This is a genomic window from Idiomarina sp. T82-3 (genome assembly GCF_001577655.1).
Classification (GTDB): Bacteria; Pseudomonadota; Gammaproteobacteria; order Enterobacterales; family Alteromonadaceae; genus Idiomarina; species Idiomarina baltica.
This window is the reverse complement of sequence record NZ_LSBQ01000004.1, coordinates 11279-26284: the sequence shown is the minus strand read 5'-3', so window position 1 is coordinate 26284 and position 15006 is coordinate 11279. Positions and strand designations below refer to the sequence as shown.

Sequence of the window (15006 nt, the reverse complement as noted above, 5' to 3'; positions counted from 1 at the left end):
CTTATTGTTGACTTTGAATTAGAATGCGAAGCGCATGATGTCATTACTTATGGCGATTATCATCAATGCAAAGACTAACGCACCACCAATCCGGTAACAGATGTCTTGAACTTTTTCTGACACCGGCTTCCCTCTCACCCATTCAGCAACGAAAAATGCTAAATGTCCCCCGTCAAGCATGGGTAAAGGCACCAGATTGATTATCCCTAAATTTACACTTAATAGCGCGAGAAAGCTGAGAAAATAAACAAATCCACTACTCGCGCTAACGCCAGCGCCTTCAGCAATACTCAAAGGGCCAGCGAGATTTTTTACGGACACATCGCCCGTGATTAGCTTTCCAATCATTTTGACGCTTACAACCATGAGTTCCCATGTCTGCTCAGCGCCTTTCATTAAACCACCGACAATACCATATTGATGGTTGAACACATAGCCCTCGGGCAACTCTCCTACCTCAGGGGCGATGCCTAGGTAACCTATGACATCAGAACCTCGTTCGCGTTCACCAGGAATAACAGTTATTTTTTGTTCGGCTCCTTGGCGCTCGATAGTCAAGGTCAAGGCAACTCCTGCGGACTCGGCGATAGTTCCAGTCAATTGTTGCCAGCTTTCTAGCGGCTGACCATTGAGCTCGGTCACTTTATCGCCCGCTTCTAGACCCGCTTGTTGCGCCGGAGAGTCATCAACAACCTGCGCTAATGTAGTGGAAACATTAGGTCGGTAAACTTGAATCCCCAAGCTACCAAAGGTTGTTTCCGTTTCAGGATCAAACTGCCACTGCGAAATATTTAAGGTTTTTTTCTGTATCGTGCCGTCGGGGCTACTTACGGTAATTGAGAGTTCATCGTTACCAATGGCACTCATCAAACCGAGTTGTACCTGCTGCCAATCGTATGCTTCTACGTTGTCGACTTTTACAATCTCACTGCCCTCTACAAAGTCTGCTTGTGCTGCAATAGACCCGGGCGCAACATCGCCTATAATGGGCTTAACCGTAGGGACCCCAATACCAAACATAAGCCATAGTACAGCGACGGCGAGAATGAAATTAGCAATCGGTCCAGCCGCCACAATGGCAAAGCGCTTATACACTGACTGGGCATTAAAGGATACATGTTTGTCTTGCTCACTGACCTCATCAACACGTTCATCGAGCATACGAACATAGCCACCTAGCGGAATAATACCGACTTGATAGCGCGTACCATCGCGTGCCACCCGTGACCATATCGCTTTACCGAACCCCACCGAATAGGTCAGTACCTTGACGCCACAGCGTCGAGCCACCCAAAAATGTCCGAACTCATGAAAAGCGACCAAAATACCTAAGGTCACTACAAACGAACCGGCGTACCATAACCAATCAAGCATAAACAACTTGCTCCACACGTCGTGATGCTGCACGTCGCGCTTGTGCATCAATAGCCATAAGTGCGTCTACCGAATCCACGTGCGCTGACACCAAGTTTTGCAATGCTGAGTCACACACTTCAGCAATATCAGTGAAGCGAATTTGTCCTTTCAAAAACGCTGCAACCGCCACCTCATTGGCAGCGTTTAAAGTGGTCGTTGCCGACTGTCCATGCCAACAACTATCTATCGCCAGTTTCAGACAAGGATAACGTGCAAAATCCACTGGCATAAAACTGAGTTCACCAAGCGTCATGAAATCGAGTCCCTTCACACCACTGCAAATTCGCTCAGGGAAACCTAATACATGAGCAATAGGCGTGCGCATGTCAGGCTCTCCCATCTGCGCCATCACTGAACCATCAACATATTGTACCATTGAGTGAATAACGCTCTGCGGATGTATTACAATATCAAGCTGTTCCCGACGACAATTGAATAGCCACCGTGCCTCAATGTATTCCAGACCCTTATTGAGCATGGTTGCAGAATCGACAGAAATTTTCTGTCCCATTGACCAATTGGGGTGATTGCAGGCCTGTTGAGGTGTTTGGTTAACAAGCTCATCGATAGGAGTATGACGAAAGGGCCCGCCCGACCCCGTTAGCAGCAGTTTATCAATGCCATGATTATTCAGTTGCATGTAGCCGACTTGCTGTTGTGCGCTATCCGGTAAACATTGAAATATTGCATTATGCTCTGAATCAACAGGAAGAATTTGAGCGCCACTTTCACGCGCGGCATTAATAAATAACTCACCGCTCACCACTAACGCTTCTTTATTAGCGAGCAAAACACGTTTACCGCAATTGATAGCCGCTAGTGTCGGTGCCAGGCCAGCAGCACCTACTATCGCGGCCATAATGACATCGACTTCTGCACACGCACTCACGTCGGATAATGCACTCGCACCACCCAATACTTCGGTCCGCGTATCCATCGGCAATTGTGCACGCAGTTGTGATGCTGCGTGTTCGTCCACCATCACGGCATACTGAGGTTGATAACGGCACACGATATCGAGCATGGCACTCACGTTACCATGAGCTGTGACGGCAAATAGTGAATAAGTATCAGGGTGACGAGCAACGACATCTAACGTATTCTGACCAATAGAACCCGTCGCGCCTAAGATGGTAATCGATTGACTCATACTTAACGTAAAAACTCCAAGTAAGCCAATGTAAACACAGGCACTGCCGCGGTTAGACTATCTATGCGATCTAATATGCCGCCATGTCCTGGCAGAATTGAGCCGCTATCTTTTACGCCGGCACTGCGTTTAAACATACTCTCATTCAAGTCACCAAACACAGACGCCACGACAGTAAATAATCCTGTCAAATAGTAGCCGGTAAATTGGTCAGCCGGTATTTGAGTCCAGTGTGAAACCACCATCATGACGATAAATGCCAGCGTTAATCCACCGCAGAGACCTTCCATTGTCTTACCCGGGCTTACCGCAGGCATCATTTTATTACGTCCGTAACGGACACCGGCAAAGTAGGCGCCAACATCCGCGGCCCATACTAACAATAGAATAAACAATACCACCCATCCGCCAAAATAGGGTTGTATATCAATATTGATTGAACGCACGGTGACCAAGGCTGCCCAAGTTGGAACAAAAATCAACATGCCAAAAATACCAACGATCGAACGTGTCCGGGACCACATACGTCGACTCGACGGATAGTTGACCACCAACGCTAATGCACAGACCCACCAAATACCGCCGGCAGCGATCGTGGCATAAATAATTTGATTAAGCGTGCCTGCTTTCCACAAGTGTTCAAATGGCACAGCAAGGCTTAATGCGCCAATTATTATTCCAATGCCGAGTGTATACGCAATACGTGAACGGACTTTGGTGAGCCCCATGAGCGGTGCCCATTCCCACGCGCCTAACATCAATACAGCTTGGATAAATAAGGAAAAGCCCCACAGCGGCAGTAAAAAGACCGCATAGAGGGCGACGGGTATCAAAATGACAGCTGTCAAAATTCGTTGTTTAAGCAAAAATTCAGTCCTCTACACGCGCATTCATTGTTTCAAAGAGCTCAGTGATTTGCTCACTGGTAAGCCCATAACGGCGTTCCCGTTGCGCGAATTCTGCAACAGCACTTGCGAATGCTTGATCGTCAAAGTCAGGCCATAGTATCGGGCTGAAGTAAAATTCTGCATACGCTATTTGCCATAGCAAGAAATTACTCACCCTCTGTTCGCCACCCGTACGAATGAGCAAGTCAGGTTTTGCCTGATCAGCTAAACATAAATAGCGCTCAAAAGTACGTTCAGTAATGTCTGATGCCGCTAATTCATTATTGGCCACCGCGGTTGCCACTTTACGCGTCGCCTGGGTAATATCCCACTGACCACCGTAATTTGCGGCGATATTAAGTGTCATACCGCGACACTCGGCAGTCATCTCTTCAGTCTGTTCAATATGCTTTCGTAAGCGACTTGAAAACTGTGTCTTATCACCAATAACTTGAAGCTTGATATCATTTTGTTTGAGTTTATCCGCTTCCTTTTTAAGTACATTGATGAATAACTCCATCAGTAGCGATACTTCCGCGGCCGGTCTATTCCAATTTTCACTACTAAAGGCAAATAGCGTAAGCGACTGGATCCCGTTTCGACGTGCAAAGCTAACCGCTCTCCTAACCGCCTCGGCTCCCTTTTTGTGACCAAACGTTCTTCGTTTGCCTTGTTGCTTAGCCCAACGCCCATTCCCATCCATGATAATAGCGACATGCTTGGGCATCACTTGCTGTATTGTTGGAGATTGCTTCATGCTGTCCGCCAATAATTAAAACGCCGCATAGAGACTACACGGCGCCGTCTAGAGCACGGAATGGAATTAAACTTCCATTAAATCCTGTTCTTTAGCTTTCAATGACTCGTCGATTTTTTTGACGTACGTGTCGGTTAGCTTTTGGACATCGTCCTCTGCCGAGTGTTCCTCATCCTCAGTGATTTCCTTTTCCTTTAACAACTCTTTTAAATCGTTATTCGCATCACGACGAATGTTACGCACCGCTACACGCGCTTGTTCGGCTTCTGCACGAACAATTTTTACCAAGTCACGGCGGCGTTCTTCGGTCAACGGTGGTAGAGGAATACGAATGACTGCACCTGCAGATGCTGGGTTTAAACCCAAATCAGAGGTTAAAATAGCCTTCTCGACAGCTTGAGCGGACGATTTGTCAAATACGGTCAATGCCAATGTACGAGAATCTTCTGTAGTAATGTTAGCGAGCTGCTTAAGTGGTGTATCAACCCCATAGTAGTTCACCATCACACTATCAAGAATACTCGGATGCGCGCGTCCTGTACGCACTTTTGACATTTGACTACGGAGCGACTCTACGCTCTTTTCCATGCGCTCTTTTGCGTCTTTAATAATATCGTTAATCACTGTTTTTACCTTCTCGATTTCGTTTATTCAGCGTCTTTACTGATTAGTGTACCTTCTTCTTCGCCCAGAATCACGGATCGTAACGCACCTGGCTTATTCATATTGAATACACGAATCGGTAATTCATGATCGCGAGCCAGTGTAAAGGCGGCTAAATCCATCACTTTCAGCTGTTGTTGAAGTACATCTTGATAATTGATATGGCGATATAGTGTGGCGTCTGGATTACTAACAGGATCGTCTGAATACACGCCATCGACTTTGGTGCCTTTTAGCACTATGTCTGCTTCGATTTCGATGCCACGCAAACACGCAGCTGAGTCTGTCGTAAAAAATGGGTTGCCGGTTCCGGCTGAGAAAATAACGACACGCCCAGACTTAAGTAGGCTGATTGCTTCTGCCCAGTTATAACTGTCACAGACACCTGTCAACTCGATAGCAGACATTAAGCGGGCATTCACGAATGCGCGATGCAACGCATCTCGCATTGCTAACCCATTCATAACCGTTGCAAGCATCCCCATGTGGTCACCGACTACACGATTCATTCCGGCTTTTGCCAGGCCTTCGCCACGGAATAAATTACCACCACCGATGACAAGTCCAACCTGGACCCCGAGCTCAACCAGCTCTTTGATCTCTTGAGCCATGCGATCCAGCACTTTTGCGTCGATGCCAAAAGGCTCATCGCCCATTAATGCTTCACCGCTAAGTTTTAAAAGAATACGTCGATATGTTGGTTTTGGGTGGGTACTCATGCTTGCCTCTCAATATCCATTTTTCTAAAAAAAACCGCGTCCTGAACGCTCAAGACGCGGTTTCTATTACTCACATTGGGGTTGTGGACCCTGGCACAAAGAATTAACCTTTGCTTGCCGCCGCCACTTGAGCTTGTACTTCAGAAGCAAAATCTTCTTCTTTACGCTCAATACCTTCGCCCACTTCAAAGCGTACGAATGTAACTACGTCTGCACCCGCTTGCTTAAGCAATTCGCCAACAGTCATAGAAGGGTCTTTTACGAACGGCTGACCAGTTAAGCTGATCTCGCCAGTAAATTTACGCATACGACCTTCGACCATTTTCTCAGCGATTTCTTTTGGTTTACCGCTTTGCATTGCGATATCAACCTGAATAGCACGTTCTTTTTCAACGACTTCAGCGTCAACATCTTCGGGCTTAACAAACTGAGGACTGCTCGCAGCAACATGCATACACAAGTCGCGCGCTAAGTCTTCATCACCACCATTTAATGCAACAGCTACACCAATCCGTGCACCGTGAGTGTATGTAGCAACAGTGTTGCCTTCTTCAATCGTCTTAACACGACGTACGTTCATGTTTTCGCCGATTTTAGCAACAAGGTCTTCACGGGTTTTTTCAACAGTTTCGCCGCCGATGTCAGTTGCTTTCAATTGTTCAACATCGTTTTCTTTGCTAGCGAACGCTGCGTTGATAACTTTCTCGCCAAATGCCAAGAAGCTATCATCGCGTGCAACGAAGTCAGTTTCGCAGTTAAGCTCAACGAGTGTCGCTTGGTTGCCTTCAGACTTAACCAAGATAACGCCTTCAGCCGCAACACGACCGGCTTTCTTAGCCGCTTTTGCTTGACCGCTTTTACGCATTAGCTCGATTGCAGCTTCCATGTCGCCGTCAACTTCTTGCAATGCTTTCTTGCAGTCCATCATACCAGCGCCTGTGCGCTCGCGAAGTTCTTTTACCTGAGCAGCAGTAATTGCCATGGTTAGATCCTCAATTATTCGGTAGCTTCAACAAAATCGTCAGCGTCTTTTGCTTCTACTGGCGCTGATTTAGCTTCTTTGATCGCGTCTGCTGCAGCATTCAAATACAATTGTACTGCGCGGATTGCGTCGTCGTTACCTGGGATAACGTAGTCAACGCCATCTGGATCTGAGTTGGTATCAACAACAGAAACAACTGGAATACCTAAGTTGTTGGCTTCTTTAATCGCAATGTGCTCGTGATCAGCGTCGATTACGAACAATACGTCAGGCAAGCCGCCCATGTTTTTGATACCGCCAAGGCCTTTTTCAAGCTTTTCCATTTCGCGGGTGTTAACCAACGCTTCTTTCTTGGTCAGCTTGTCGAAAGTACCGTCTTGGCTCATGGTTTCAAGATCTTTCAAACGCTTGATTGATTGACGAACGGTTTTCCAGTTAGTCAACATACCACCTAACCAGCGGTGGTTTACGTAGTACTGACCACAGTTCAACGCTGCTTCCTTGACAGGCTCAGCGGCTGCGCGCTTAGTACCTACGAACAAGATTTTACCTTTATTTGAAGCAACGTGCTGCATGTAGCTCAACGCGTCGTTGAACATAGGCACAGTTTTTTCAAGGTTAATGATGTGGATCTTGTTGCGAGCGCCAAAAATGAACGGCTTCATTTTTGGGTTCCAGAAGCGGGTTTGGTGACCGAAGTGGACACCTGCTTTCAGCATGTCACGCATTGACACGTTTGCCATAATACTTTTCCTTTTGTAGGGGTTAAGCCTCCATATACCCCATAGCACGACCCGATTGGGCACCCCGTGGTATGTGTCGATATATGTGTGGTTTAAATTTAAAGTGAATTTTCGCTTTTAAAAAGCGCGCATTTTATACCATATCCACTGTTGTCCTGCAATCATAAAGCGACAAAAATGCCGCCGTCGATCCTCATCCGAGCATGGCTAAGCGGGGTTTAAATTGGTAGACTGCATGTACAAGCAAAAAAGTAGCCCAATTTAAGAGACCGTATTTAATGAGTATATCGATCAAAACGCCTGAAGAAATCGAAAAAATGCGCGCTGCGGGTCGCTTAGCGGCCAGTGTTTTAGAGATGATTGGTGAGCACGTCAAACCTGGTGTGACCACCGAAGAGTTAGACAAAATCTGTCACGATTATATCGTTGATCACGGCGCATACCCTGCTCCGCTCAATTACCATGGTTTTCCAAAATCGATTTGTACATCGGTAAATCACTGCGTATGTCACGGCATTCCTGGACCTAAAAAGTTGAAAGAGGGTGATATCATGAACATTGATGTCACCGTCAAGTTAGACGGCTATCATGGCGACACTTCAAAAATGTTCGTCGTCGGTAAACCTTCTATCCTCGCCGAGCGCTTAATAAGAACCACGCAAGAATCGCTCTATAAAGCGATAAAAATGGTGAAGCCAGGTATTCGCTTAGGTGATTTCGCAGAGGTCATCCAAAAATTTGCTGAACAACATAATTATTCGATTGTTCGCGAATACTGCGGTCACGGAATTGGTGCGGTATTCCATGAGGAACCACAAGTGCTCCACTATGGTAAGGCCGGTACGGGTGAAGTGTTAGAGCCGGGTATGTGCTTCACGATTGAGCCGATGCTCAATGCAGGTAAACGCCACACTAAGTTGATGAAAGACGGTTGGACCGTACTTACAAAAGACCGCAGCCTGAGCGCACAGTGGGAGCACACCTTATTGGTCACCGACAACGGTGTTGAGGTACTCACACTGCGAGAGGAAGAAACTGACCTGCCCCGTGTTATTCAGCATAGCGAATAACACGATGGATACCGAGCAAGCAGATTTTTATGCACATTGGCCCGCCTCAAACCTTGCGCTTGAGGCCGGAGCCTACCGCGAACTCATTGCTCATTATCATCGTTGGTCAGAAGGCCACTTTGTCACTGCCGATATTGACGAGCTCATTCACCATAGGGCTCAATTTTTCGATCAATTGTTAACAGAACTCTGGCATCGCTTTGACTTTTCCAATGAACCTATGGCGTTGATTGCGGTAGGCGGCTATGGTCGTCATACCTTACATCCCGGATCCGATATAGATCTACTCATTTTAGTTGATTGCGAGGATACATTATCACGTTGTGCAGTGTCAGAATTTGTCACTTTTCTATGGGACTTGCACCTCGATGTAGGTCACTCGGTACGCACAGTTTCCCAATGCTTAAGTGCCGCTTCTGAAGATATCACCACGGCAACCAACCTAATTGAGAGCCGACCCGTGGTGGGTGATGAAACGCTCATTCGCGACTATGAGCAGCGATTATTATCCGACTTCCCCTGGTCAAGCCGAGACTTCTATCAAGCGAAGCTTGACGAACAAAGGCAACGACATCAGCAATATCACGGTACATCGTATAACCTTGAACCTAATATTAAATCCAGCCCTGGCGGACTTCGCGATATTCAAACCATTGGTTGGATTGCCAAACGTCATTTCCAAACCCACTCGGACGAAAGCCTAGTCGAGTTCGGTTACATGACGGCCGATGAATTTGTTGAACTACGTGAATGTATGAACTGGCTCTGGCGTATTCGTTTCGCACTTCACCTTGAAGTAGGCAAACGCGAGGATAGATTACTATTCGATTTTCAACCCGGCGTTGCAGTGCGTCTTGGTTACGGGAATGAAGGGAAGCAATCAGTAGAGCTGATGATGAAAGACTACTTTAAGGTCGTACTTCGTGTCAGTGAGCTGAATCAGATGCTTCTGCAGTTTTTTCAGCAAGCTATCCTTAACCCGCAAGACCTGCATCATACCGTTGATATCGATGAACACTTTGCGATCAATCAACACCTGCTCAGTGCACGCCACGATGAAGTATTCGAAGACCATAGCCAACTAATCCGAGCATTTGTAATTATTGCTGAACACCCAGAAATTGAAGGCATCCATTCACACACGATTCGTCAATTACGTAACGCGCGTGCTCAGCTCAACGAACCATTAAGCTATGATCCCAACTGTCGTTTCTGGTTTAAGCGACTTATCGAACATCCATCAGGCTGTGGTCGTGCTTTTGCCTTAATGCATCATCATGGCGTCATAGCAAGCTACTTGCCCCAATGGCAGCAGATTGTAGGTCAAATGCAGTTTGACCTCTTCCACGCCTACACGGTCGATGAACACACCTTTCGTTTAGTACGCAACCTTTATCGTTTTTCAGATCCAGAGTATGTCGGGCAATTTCCTTTATGTGAAGAACGCGTAGCTCAAATGACGCGTCGACATTGCCTCTACTTGGCGGGCATTTTCCACGATATCGCCAAAGGTCGTGGAGGAGACCACTCTGAACTCGGTGCGATGGATGCCAGCAATTTTTGCCTGCAGCATCGCTACAGTCAATCGGATAGCGATTTAATTAGTTGGCTAGTCGAGCACCATTTAACCATGTCGGTCACTGCACAAAAACGCGATATTCACGATCCAGAAGTAATTCAGGAATTCGCCAATATTGTTGATACGGTCGAACGACTCGACTTTCTTTATTGTCTCACCGTAGCGGATATTCGCGCGACTAACCATTCGCTGTGGAATAACTGGAAAGCAACCTTACTCGAGGAGCTGTATAACGCGACTCGTTATTTATTAGAACAAAACAGTAGTAAACCAACGCTCGACGTGCGTGATAAAATCCAGCAAAATAAAGCCAACGCAATGGCTTTGTTACTGAGTGGCGGTTATGAAAAAGAGGCCATTCTTGCGCTTTGGGGGCGCTTTACAGCGGACTACTTTTTTCGTCACACGGCGGAGCAGATTAGTTGGCACTCCCAGCATATTTTGCAACTTAAAGATGATGAACTTCCATTAATTTTAATTGGTGATGAAAACAACTACGGTACAACCGAGCTGTTCGTCTATCACCACGACGAGGGGCATCTTTTTGCTGCCGTGGCGGGCGTGCTTGACAGCCAACAGTTGAATATCTTAGACGCGCAAATCCTGGCAACTCGAGATGGTTTTGTGATGGATACTTTCGTGTTGTTGCAGCGAAATGGTAAACCCTTGACCGAGGCACGTCGCATTGAAGAGGTCAAACAACACTTACTCGACGTGTTACACAAGCGCCGTAAAGTACCTAAAAATAATCGGCCGCTATCACGTCGGTTGAAGAATTTTAGCGTTAAGACTCAAGTGAATTTCTTGCCTGCGAAACACCGTGGGCGCACCACTTTCGAATTGGTGGCGCTGGATAGACCGGGGTTAGTTGCTCGCTTGGCTGCTATTTTACAGCGTTTAGATGTTAGTTTATTGGCTGCCAAAATCACGACTATCGGTGAACAAGCAGAAGATTTATTTATTGTTTCTTCGAATCGTGGAGAGGCGCTTTCAGACGAGCAGAAATTGACGCTTAAACAACAAATTATTAAAGATTTAGATGGATAACGAGGCAAACATGTCGTTCGAAAAGTATAAAAAGCTAATTAATGATGCCTTTGAGCAGCGTGACCAAATTTCTCCCCGTACCGACGATGATGAACTGCGCGAAGTCGTTCGCTACATCATTGATGAAATCGATCGCGGTGAATTGCGTGTAGCAGAAAAAGTAGCCGGCGAATGGATCGTCCACCAATGGCTAAAAAAGGCGGTGTTGTTATCATTCAGACTGAACGACAACGATCTTATCGAAGGCGGCGAAACCCGTTTTTGGGATAAAGTCCCCGCTAAATTTGCCGACTATGACAGTGCTCGTTTTCGTGCGGAGGGCATGCGTGTCGTTCCGCCTGCGATGGTTCGCAAAGGCGCCTTCATTGGTCGTAATGTAGTGGTCATGCCGAGCTATGTAAACATCGGCGCATACGTTGGCGATGGAAGTATGGTGGATACCTGGGCGACCGTCGGTTCGTGTGCACAAATTGGTAAAAATGTTCACCTGTCTGGTGGCGTGGGTATTGGCGGAGTTCTCGAACCATTACAAGCCAATCCAACGATTATTGAAGATAACTGCTTTATTGGCGCACGTTCTGAAATCGTCGAGGGAGTGATCGTTGAAGAAGGCGCAGTCATTTCAATGGGCGTCTATATAGGCCAAAGCACACGCATTTACGATCGTGAAAACGACAAAATTATTTACGGACGTGTGCCTGCAGGCGCTGTTGTTGTACCTGGCGCACTCCCCTCTGCCGATGGTACGCACAGCCTTTATGCCGCGATTATTGTGAAACGTGTCGATGCTAAAACACGCGCAAAGGTTGGTATTAATGCACTCTTGCGCAGCGCAGAATAACATCTATTTGTACTAACTAAGCGCCCGTTACTGATGAAACGGGCGTTTTAGTATGTCTGGAATCTCAATCTCAATACTCAGCTGTTCGGCTGTCACTGGGTGTCGAAATTCGATTGCGGTGGCTGCCAATAATAAGCGATGACAATCAAAATGCTCACGGAAAAAACGATTGTGTCGCCCTTCCCCATGCCGTGTATCGCCAATAATTGGATGTCTAATGTGCGACATATGCCGACGTAACTGATGTTTACGCCCTGTTTTAGGCATGAGCTTCACCAACGAGTAGCGGCTCGTATCATGTTTTTTACTGACCTTGAAAGGAAGCTCTACGCGGTCAATACACGTGTATTCTGTGACAGCATCCTGAGCTGGCTTATCGGCTTGTGCCTGTTTATCAGCAATTTTATCGTGCTCTTCTTTTAGCGCATAATCAATAATGCCAGCATCATCCACATAACCCCGTACAACGGCGTGATAGGTTTTTTTAATATCACGCTCGGCAAACTGTTCGTTAAGCGCACGTGCTATCTCCGAAGACAGCGCGAACACCAATACCCCAGATGTAGGTCGGTCAAGTCGGTGAACAGGAAAAACATGTTGCCCGAGTTGGTCTCGGAGCATTTGCATAGCGAACTGTTTTGCGTCCGAGGCGATCCAACTACGATGCACCAATAAACCGCTGGGCTTGTCGATTACCACGAGGTATTCGTCTTGATAGACGATAGTTAATAGCTCGGAGTCAGACATCGTCTTGCAACGGATCAGAGCCACTTAATAAGACATCAAACTCACGGATTAACTCAATCAGTTGTTCGTGTTGCTCAATCGCATTTCGATAGGAATGCGCTGCCATCGGACTGACGGCGATTGAATCGGGAAGAGGCTGTTTCGCATCGATCAATGACCACATTCGCGGTATCATTATGAACTGTAGCCATTGATGAAACTCGAGGGTATCCATAGCGAATGGCTGTTGGCTATCCAACGCTTCAACAGGCGGTTGATGAGATTGCCAGAGGCCCAAGCTATTTAACTCTCGTTCGATACGATCGAGTAGCCGGGCCGCTTTTTGATACTGCTCCATCGGAGACTCCATTACCACTTTAGGTTTGATAACCGATATAATGGCGACAATACTGATTGAAAACCGAATTAAATTCAAGCTTGGAGACGTTGAGTGACTGATAAGATAGCAACCATTGGCGAGTTTTTGGCAGCAGGCAACACTGAATTTCAGGTATTTGATTTGGGTCGGCGGCTCAGTCAAATTTCAGTAGAGACCTTTGCCGCTATTGAACACCAGCAGCAACCTCATCCGTTTCCGCTTGCTCATCACGCGCACCTGGCCATTCTATTTCGCCACAAGAGTAGTCCGCAACAGGATTATCTGTGGTTCTTAAAATTTCCTCTGGACGAACGGGGACTTCTGAATGTTGCTGCGCGTGACCAATATCTTGAGTATGTTGTATCCGCATTAGGCCAGCAACTCACTGATGCCCTGACTAAAGAACAAGAAGAGCAGCTCAAGCATAATCCGTATTTATTTACTCCGAGCGAAACCCAGCGTGCCGCACTACATGCACATATTTCAACTCAGCGTCAAGCTGCACCGAGCCAGTACTTTGATACTACGTTTGACTACTTGATGGGCAAACACGACGATTGGCAACATATCGGCGTACAGGGCTTACATGATTGTGCTGCTCGTTTAATGAATCTGCCCGAATTGGCAACCTCGATTACTGAGCATTACACAAACTATGCGCCCACGGTACAACGTTATTTAGCGGAGGCGCTAGAACAACACTCAATACCCGCAAAGTTGCGCGACTTCTATCTGAACGAGTTGACCGAAGCGAATGAGACACGTGCGTTATACGCTCTGCGGGCGTTAGCGAGCATGAGCAATGATAAACGTGTGCAAAAAGCAGTAATGACCCTATTAAAGCAGCCAATCGACGCCAATATATTAACGGTCGTGGGCGCTCGTTTATGGCCCACACTACAAAATGAAGAGCTACTCCGATTGTACCTTGAGCGCATTGCTGAGCTTCAACAGACATGGTTTCAGGCGTTATTCGAGGACGCTGTTTCACTGCCAGAATTGCGCCCTTTGGTACTGCGTAAAATAGCCCAAAATGATATTTCTATCGAGGTCAAGCAGCAGCTCCTAAAACTTAAGACGCAACAAGCCTCATGATCACTCTATTTGATGTACTATTATTCTTACTATTGTTGTGTGTAATTTGGTTGTTCTGGCAACACCGACGTCAAACGGAGCATGCCTACCAACACGCGCTTTGGTATTGCAAGCAACAGAGACTGCAAATGCTAGATTTAGAGAAAGTCAGCACGCGTTGGTCTTTTAAAGGTCGTCATCCGGGCTGGCGAAGCCGCTTTGTGATGGGCTTTAGTAGTGACGGCACTTCACGTTATGAAGGCACGTTAACCTTGCATAATAGTCAGTTAATTGCCGTCGATCTCCCGCCTTTTCGTGAACCCAACTAATCGACGTTCAGAGTGAGCAGTGCGCCGGGTACGTCATGAACGTCAACAGCGTGCTGCTGCGTAAAGCCACAACGGTTGAAAAACGTTTGTTGTTGCTGATCAGAAGTAAATACCGCCAACTGTTTAACGCCACCGCGTTCAACACTCTCCTGTAACGCTGCTTGGCACAGTAACTGCCCAATACCTTGGTGTTGATACTGTTCGGCGACACCAATGAAAGAAATCAGATAGCAGGGTTGATCTTTGAGTAATGACTTTATTTGGCGCTCTTTATCAAGTACGTAACGCGTACTTACCCAACCTGCTGTCAATAACATCGAAATGTACCAGTTCCATCGGCTGGTAGGTCCGAATTGATGTTCAACCTTTGATAGACATACGACACCTAACAGCGCTTCATCATGCATCGCCGCGATAATGGGTTGCCCATTGTCCCACTGAGCAATCAATTCCTCGCGTATCGCTGCGCGTAAACGCTTTTCATAGTCCGCTTTGTCGGCTTGAAAGATACGCTGCATCAGCGCATCATTTTGGTAGGTTTGAAACAATAAGGACGCTACGCTATTGAGCTGACATACGTCCAGCTCTACAAGCTCAACGTCCTGTGTTGATACGGCAACTTCGGTTGGCATAGCAACTCTCCT

The 15006-nt window shown here is 46.8% G+C and carries 16 protein-coding genes; 5 read left to right on the top strand and 11 right to left on the bottom strand.

The annotated features are described in order from the left end of the window. Window positions 1-18: 18 nt before the first annotated feature. The 8 genes from rseP to rpsB form a co-directional block, all read right to left on the bottom strand. Window positions 19-1374: a sigma E protease regulator RseP gene (gene rseP, locus AWU56_RS03610; RefSeq protein WP_006955313.1), complete on the bottom strand. Its 1356-nt coding sequence runs from the start codon at window positions 1372-1374 to the stop codon at window positions 19-21. Further along, window positions 1367-2566, bottom strand: a complete 1200-nt coding sequence (gene ispC / locus AWU56_RS03605; protein ID WP_006955312.1) for a 1-deoxy-D-xylulose-5-phosphate reductoisomerase — start codon at window positions 2564-2566, stop codon at window positions 1367-1369. Before ispC ends, rseP begins: the two co-directional genes overlap by 8 nt. 2 nt (window positions 2567-2568) lie before the next feature. Beyond that, window positions 2569-3432 carry a phosphatidate cytidylyltransferase gene (locus tag AWU56_RS03600; RefSeq protein WP_006955311.1) on the bottom strand — a complete coding sequence of 288 codons (864 nt, stop codon included), beginning with the start codon at window positions 3430-3432 and terminating at the stop codon, window positions 2569-2571. A gap of 4 nt (window positions 3433-3436) precedes the next feature. Continuing rightward, a complete protein-coding gene (uppS, locus tag AWU56_RS03595; protein WP_006955310.1) occupies window positions 3437-4210 on the bottom strand; it encodes a polyprenyl diphosphate synthase in 774 nt (257 codons plus the stop codon). 66 nt (window positions 4211-4276) lie between these two features. Next, the gene (frr, locus tag AWU56_RS03590) at window positions 4277-4798 is read right to left on the bottom strand and encodes a ribosome recycling factor (protein ID WP_370215255.1); all 522 of its coding nucleotides are present in this window, start codon (window positions 4796-4798) and stop codon (window positions 4277-4279) included. Between the two features lie 59 nt (window positions 4799-4857). Beyond that, complete coding sequence (pyrH, locus tag AWU56_RS03585) at window positions 4858-5592, bottom strand: UMP kinase (protein WP_006955308.1); 735 nt, start codon at window positions 5590-5592, stop codon at window positions 4858-4860. A 103-nt stretch (window positions 5593-5695) separates the two neighbouring features. Next, window positions 5696-6574 carry a translation elongation factor Ts gene (gene tsf / locus AWU56_RS03580; protein WP_006955307.1) on the bottom strand — a complete coding sequence of 293 codons (879 nt, stop codon included), beginning with the start codon at window positions 6572-6574 and terminating at the stop codon, window positions 5696-5698. A 14-nt stretch (window positions 6575-6588) separates the two neighbouring features. Next, window positions 6589-7317 carry a 30S ribosomal protein S2 gene (gene rpsB, locus AWU56_RS03575; protein WP_006955306.1) on the bottom strand — a complete coding sequence of 243 codons (729 nt, stop codon included), beginning with the start codon at window positions 7315-7317 and terminating at the stop codon, window positions 6589-6591. A gap of 278 nt (window positions 7318-7595) precedes the next feature. Between rpsB and map the strand changes: the two genes are divergently transcribed. The 3 genes from map to dapD are packed head-to-tail and all read left to right on the top strand — an operon-like array spanning window position 7596 to window position 11854. Continuing rightward, complete coding sequence (map, locus tag AWU56_RS03570) at window positions 7596-8387, top strand: type I methionyl aminopeptidase (protein WP_006955305.1); 792 nt, start codon at window positions 7596-7598, stop codon at window positions 8385-8387. A 4-nt stretch (window positions 8388-8391) separates the two neighbouring features. Continuing rightward, window positions 8392-11013 carry a [protein-PII] uridylyltransferase gene (gene glnD / locus AWU56_RS03565; protein ID WP_333809756.1) on the top strand — a complete coding sequence of 874 codons (2622 nt, stop codon included), beginning with the start codon at window positions 8392-8394 and terminating at the stop codon, window positions 11011-11013. A gap of 10 nt (window positions 11014-11023) precedes the next feature. After that, window positions 11024-11854, top strand: coding sequence for a 2,3,4,5-tetrahydropyridine-2,6-dicarboxylate N-succinyltransferase (gene dapD / locus AWU56_RS03560; RefSeq protein ID WP_286681780.1), 831 nt, complete (start codon window positions 11024-11026; stop codon window positions 11852-11854). A gap of 27 nt (window positions 11855-11881) precedes the next feature. Here the strand turns inward: dapD and truC are convergent, their stop codons facing one another. Together truC and AWU56_RS03550 are read right to left on the bottom strand one after the other, a co-directional pair. Further along, window positions 11882-12601 carry a tRNA pseudouridine(65) synthase TruC gene (truC, locus tag AWU56_RS03555; protein ID WP_286681779.1) on the bottom strand — a complete coding sequence of 240 codons (720 nt, stop codon included), beginning with the start codon at window positions 12599-12601 and terminating at the stop codon, window positions 11882-11884. Further along, window positions 12594-12938, bottom strand: a complete 345-nt coding sequence (locus tag AWU56_RS03550) for a YqcC family protein (protein ID WP_006955300.1) — start codon at window positions 12936-12938, stop codon at window positions 12594-12596. Before AWU56_RS03550 ends, truC begins: the two co-directional genes overlap by 8 nt. A gap of 93 nt (window positions 12939-13031) precedes the next feature. Between AWU56_RS03550 and AWU56_RS03545 the strand changes: the two genes are divergently transcribed. Together AWU56_RS03545 and AWU56_RS03540 are read left to right on the top strand one after the other, a co-directional pair. After that, window positions 13032-14054 (top strand): DUF3549 family protein, encoded by a 1023-nt coding sequence (locus AWU56_RS03545; RefSeq protein WP_286681778.1) that lies wholly within the window; start codon window positions 13032-13034, stop codon window positions 14052-14054. Next, window positions 14051-14362, top strand: a complete 312-nt coding sequence (locus AWU56_RS03540; RefSeq protein WP_006955298.1) for a DUF3301 domain-containing protein — start codon at window positions 14051-14053, stop codon at window positions 14360-14362. The genes AWU56_RS03545 and AWU56_RS03540 overlap by 4 nt, the downstream gene beginning before the upstream one ends. Here the strand turns inward: AWU56_RS03540 and AWU56_RS03535 are convergent. Next, window positions 14359-14994: a GNAT family N-acetyltransferase gene (locus AWU56_RS03535; RefSeq protein WP_006955297.1), complete on the bottom strand. Its 636-nt coding sequence runs from the start codon at window positions 14992-14994 to the stop codon at window positions 14359-14361. The two genes, AWU56_RS03540 and AWU56_RS03535, sit on opposite strands and share 4 nt — an antisense overlap. Between the last annotated feature and the right edge of the window lie 12 nt (window positions 14995-15006).

Excerpts from the sequence above, each read along its gene's own strand:
- rseP (WP_006955313.1), bottom strand. The coding sequence starts at position 1,374 with ATGCTTGATTGGTTATGGTACGCCGGTTCGTTTGTAGTGACCTTAGGT.
- ispC (WP_006955312.1), bottom strand. The coding sequence starts at position 2,566 with ATGAGTCAATCGATTACCATCTTAGGCGCGACGGGTTCTATTGGTCAG.
- uppS (WP_006955310.1), bottom strand. The coding sequence starts at position 4,210 with ATGAAGCAATCTCCAACAATACAGCAAGTGATGCCCAAGCATGTCGCT.
- frr (WP_370215255.1), bottom strand. The coding sequence starts at position 4,798 with ATGGAAAAGAGCGTAGAGTCGCTCCGTAGTCAAATGTCAAAAGTGCGT.
- pyrH (WP_006955308.1), bottom strand. The coding sequence starts at position 5,592 with ATGAGTACCCACCCAAAACCAACATATCGACGTATTCTTTTAAAACTT.
- tsf (WP_006955307.1), bottom strand. The coding sequence starts at position 6,574 with ATGGCAATTACTGCTGCTCAGGTAAAAGAACTTCGCGAGCGCACAGGC.
- rpsB (WP_006955306.1), bottom strand. The coding sequence starts at position 7,317 with ATGGCAAACGTGTCAATGCGTGACATGCTGAAAGCAGGTGTCCACTTC.
- map (WP_006955305.1), top strand. The coding sequence starts at position 7,596 with ATGAGTATATCGATCAAAACGCCTGAAGAAATCGAAAAAATGCGCGCT.
- glnD (WP_333809756.1), top strand. The coding sequence starts at position 8,392 with ATGGATACCGAGCAAGCAGATTTTTATGCACATTGGCCCGCCTCAAAC.
- dapD (WP_286681780.1), top strand. The coding sequence starts at position 11,024 with ATGTCGTTCGAAAAGTATAAAAAGCTAATTAATGATGCCTTTGAGCAG.
- truC (WP_286681779.1), bottom strand. The coding sequence starts at position 12,601 with ATGTCTGACTCCGAGCTATTAACTATCGTCTATCAAGACGAATACCTC.
- AWU56_RS03550 (WP_006955300.1), bottom strand. The coding sequence starts at position 12,938 with ATGGAGCAGTATCAAAAAGCGGCCCGGCTACTCGATCGTATCGAACGA.
- AWU56_RS03540 (WP_006955298.1), top strand. The coding sequence starts at position 14,051 with ATGATCACTCTATTTGATGTACTATTATTCTTACTATTGTTGTGTGTA.
- AWU56_RS03535 (WP_006955297.1), bottom strand. The coding sequence starts at position 14,994 with ATGCCAACCGAAGTTGCCGTATCAACACAGGACGTTGAGCTTGTAGAG.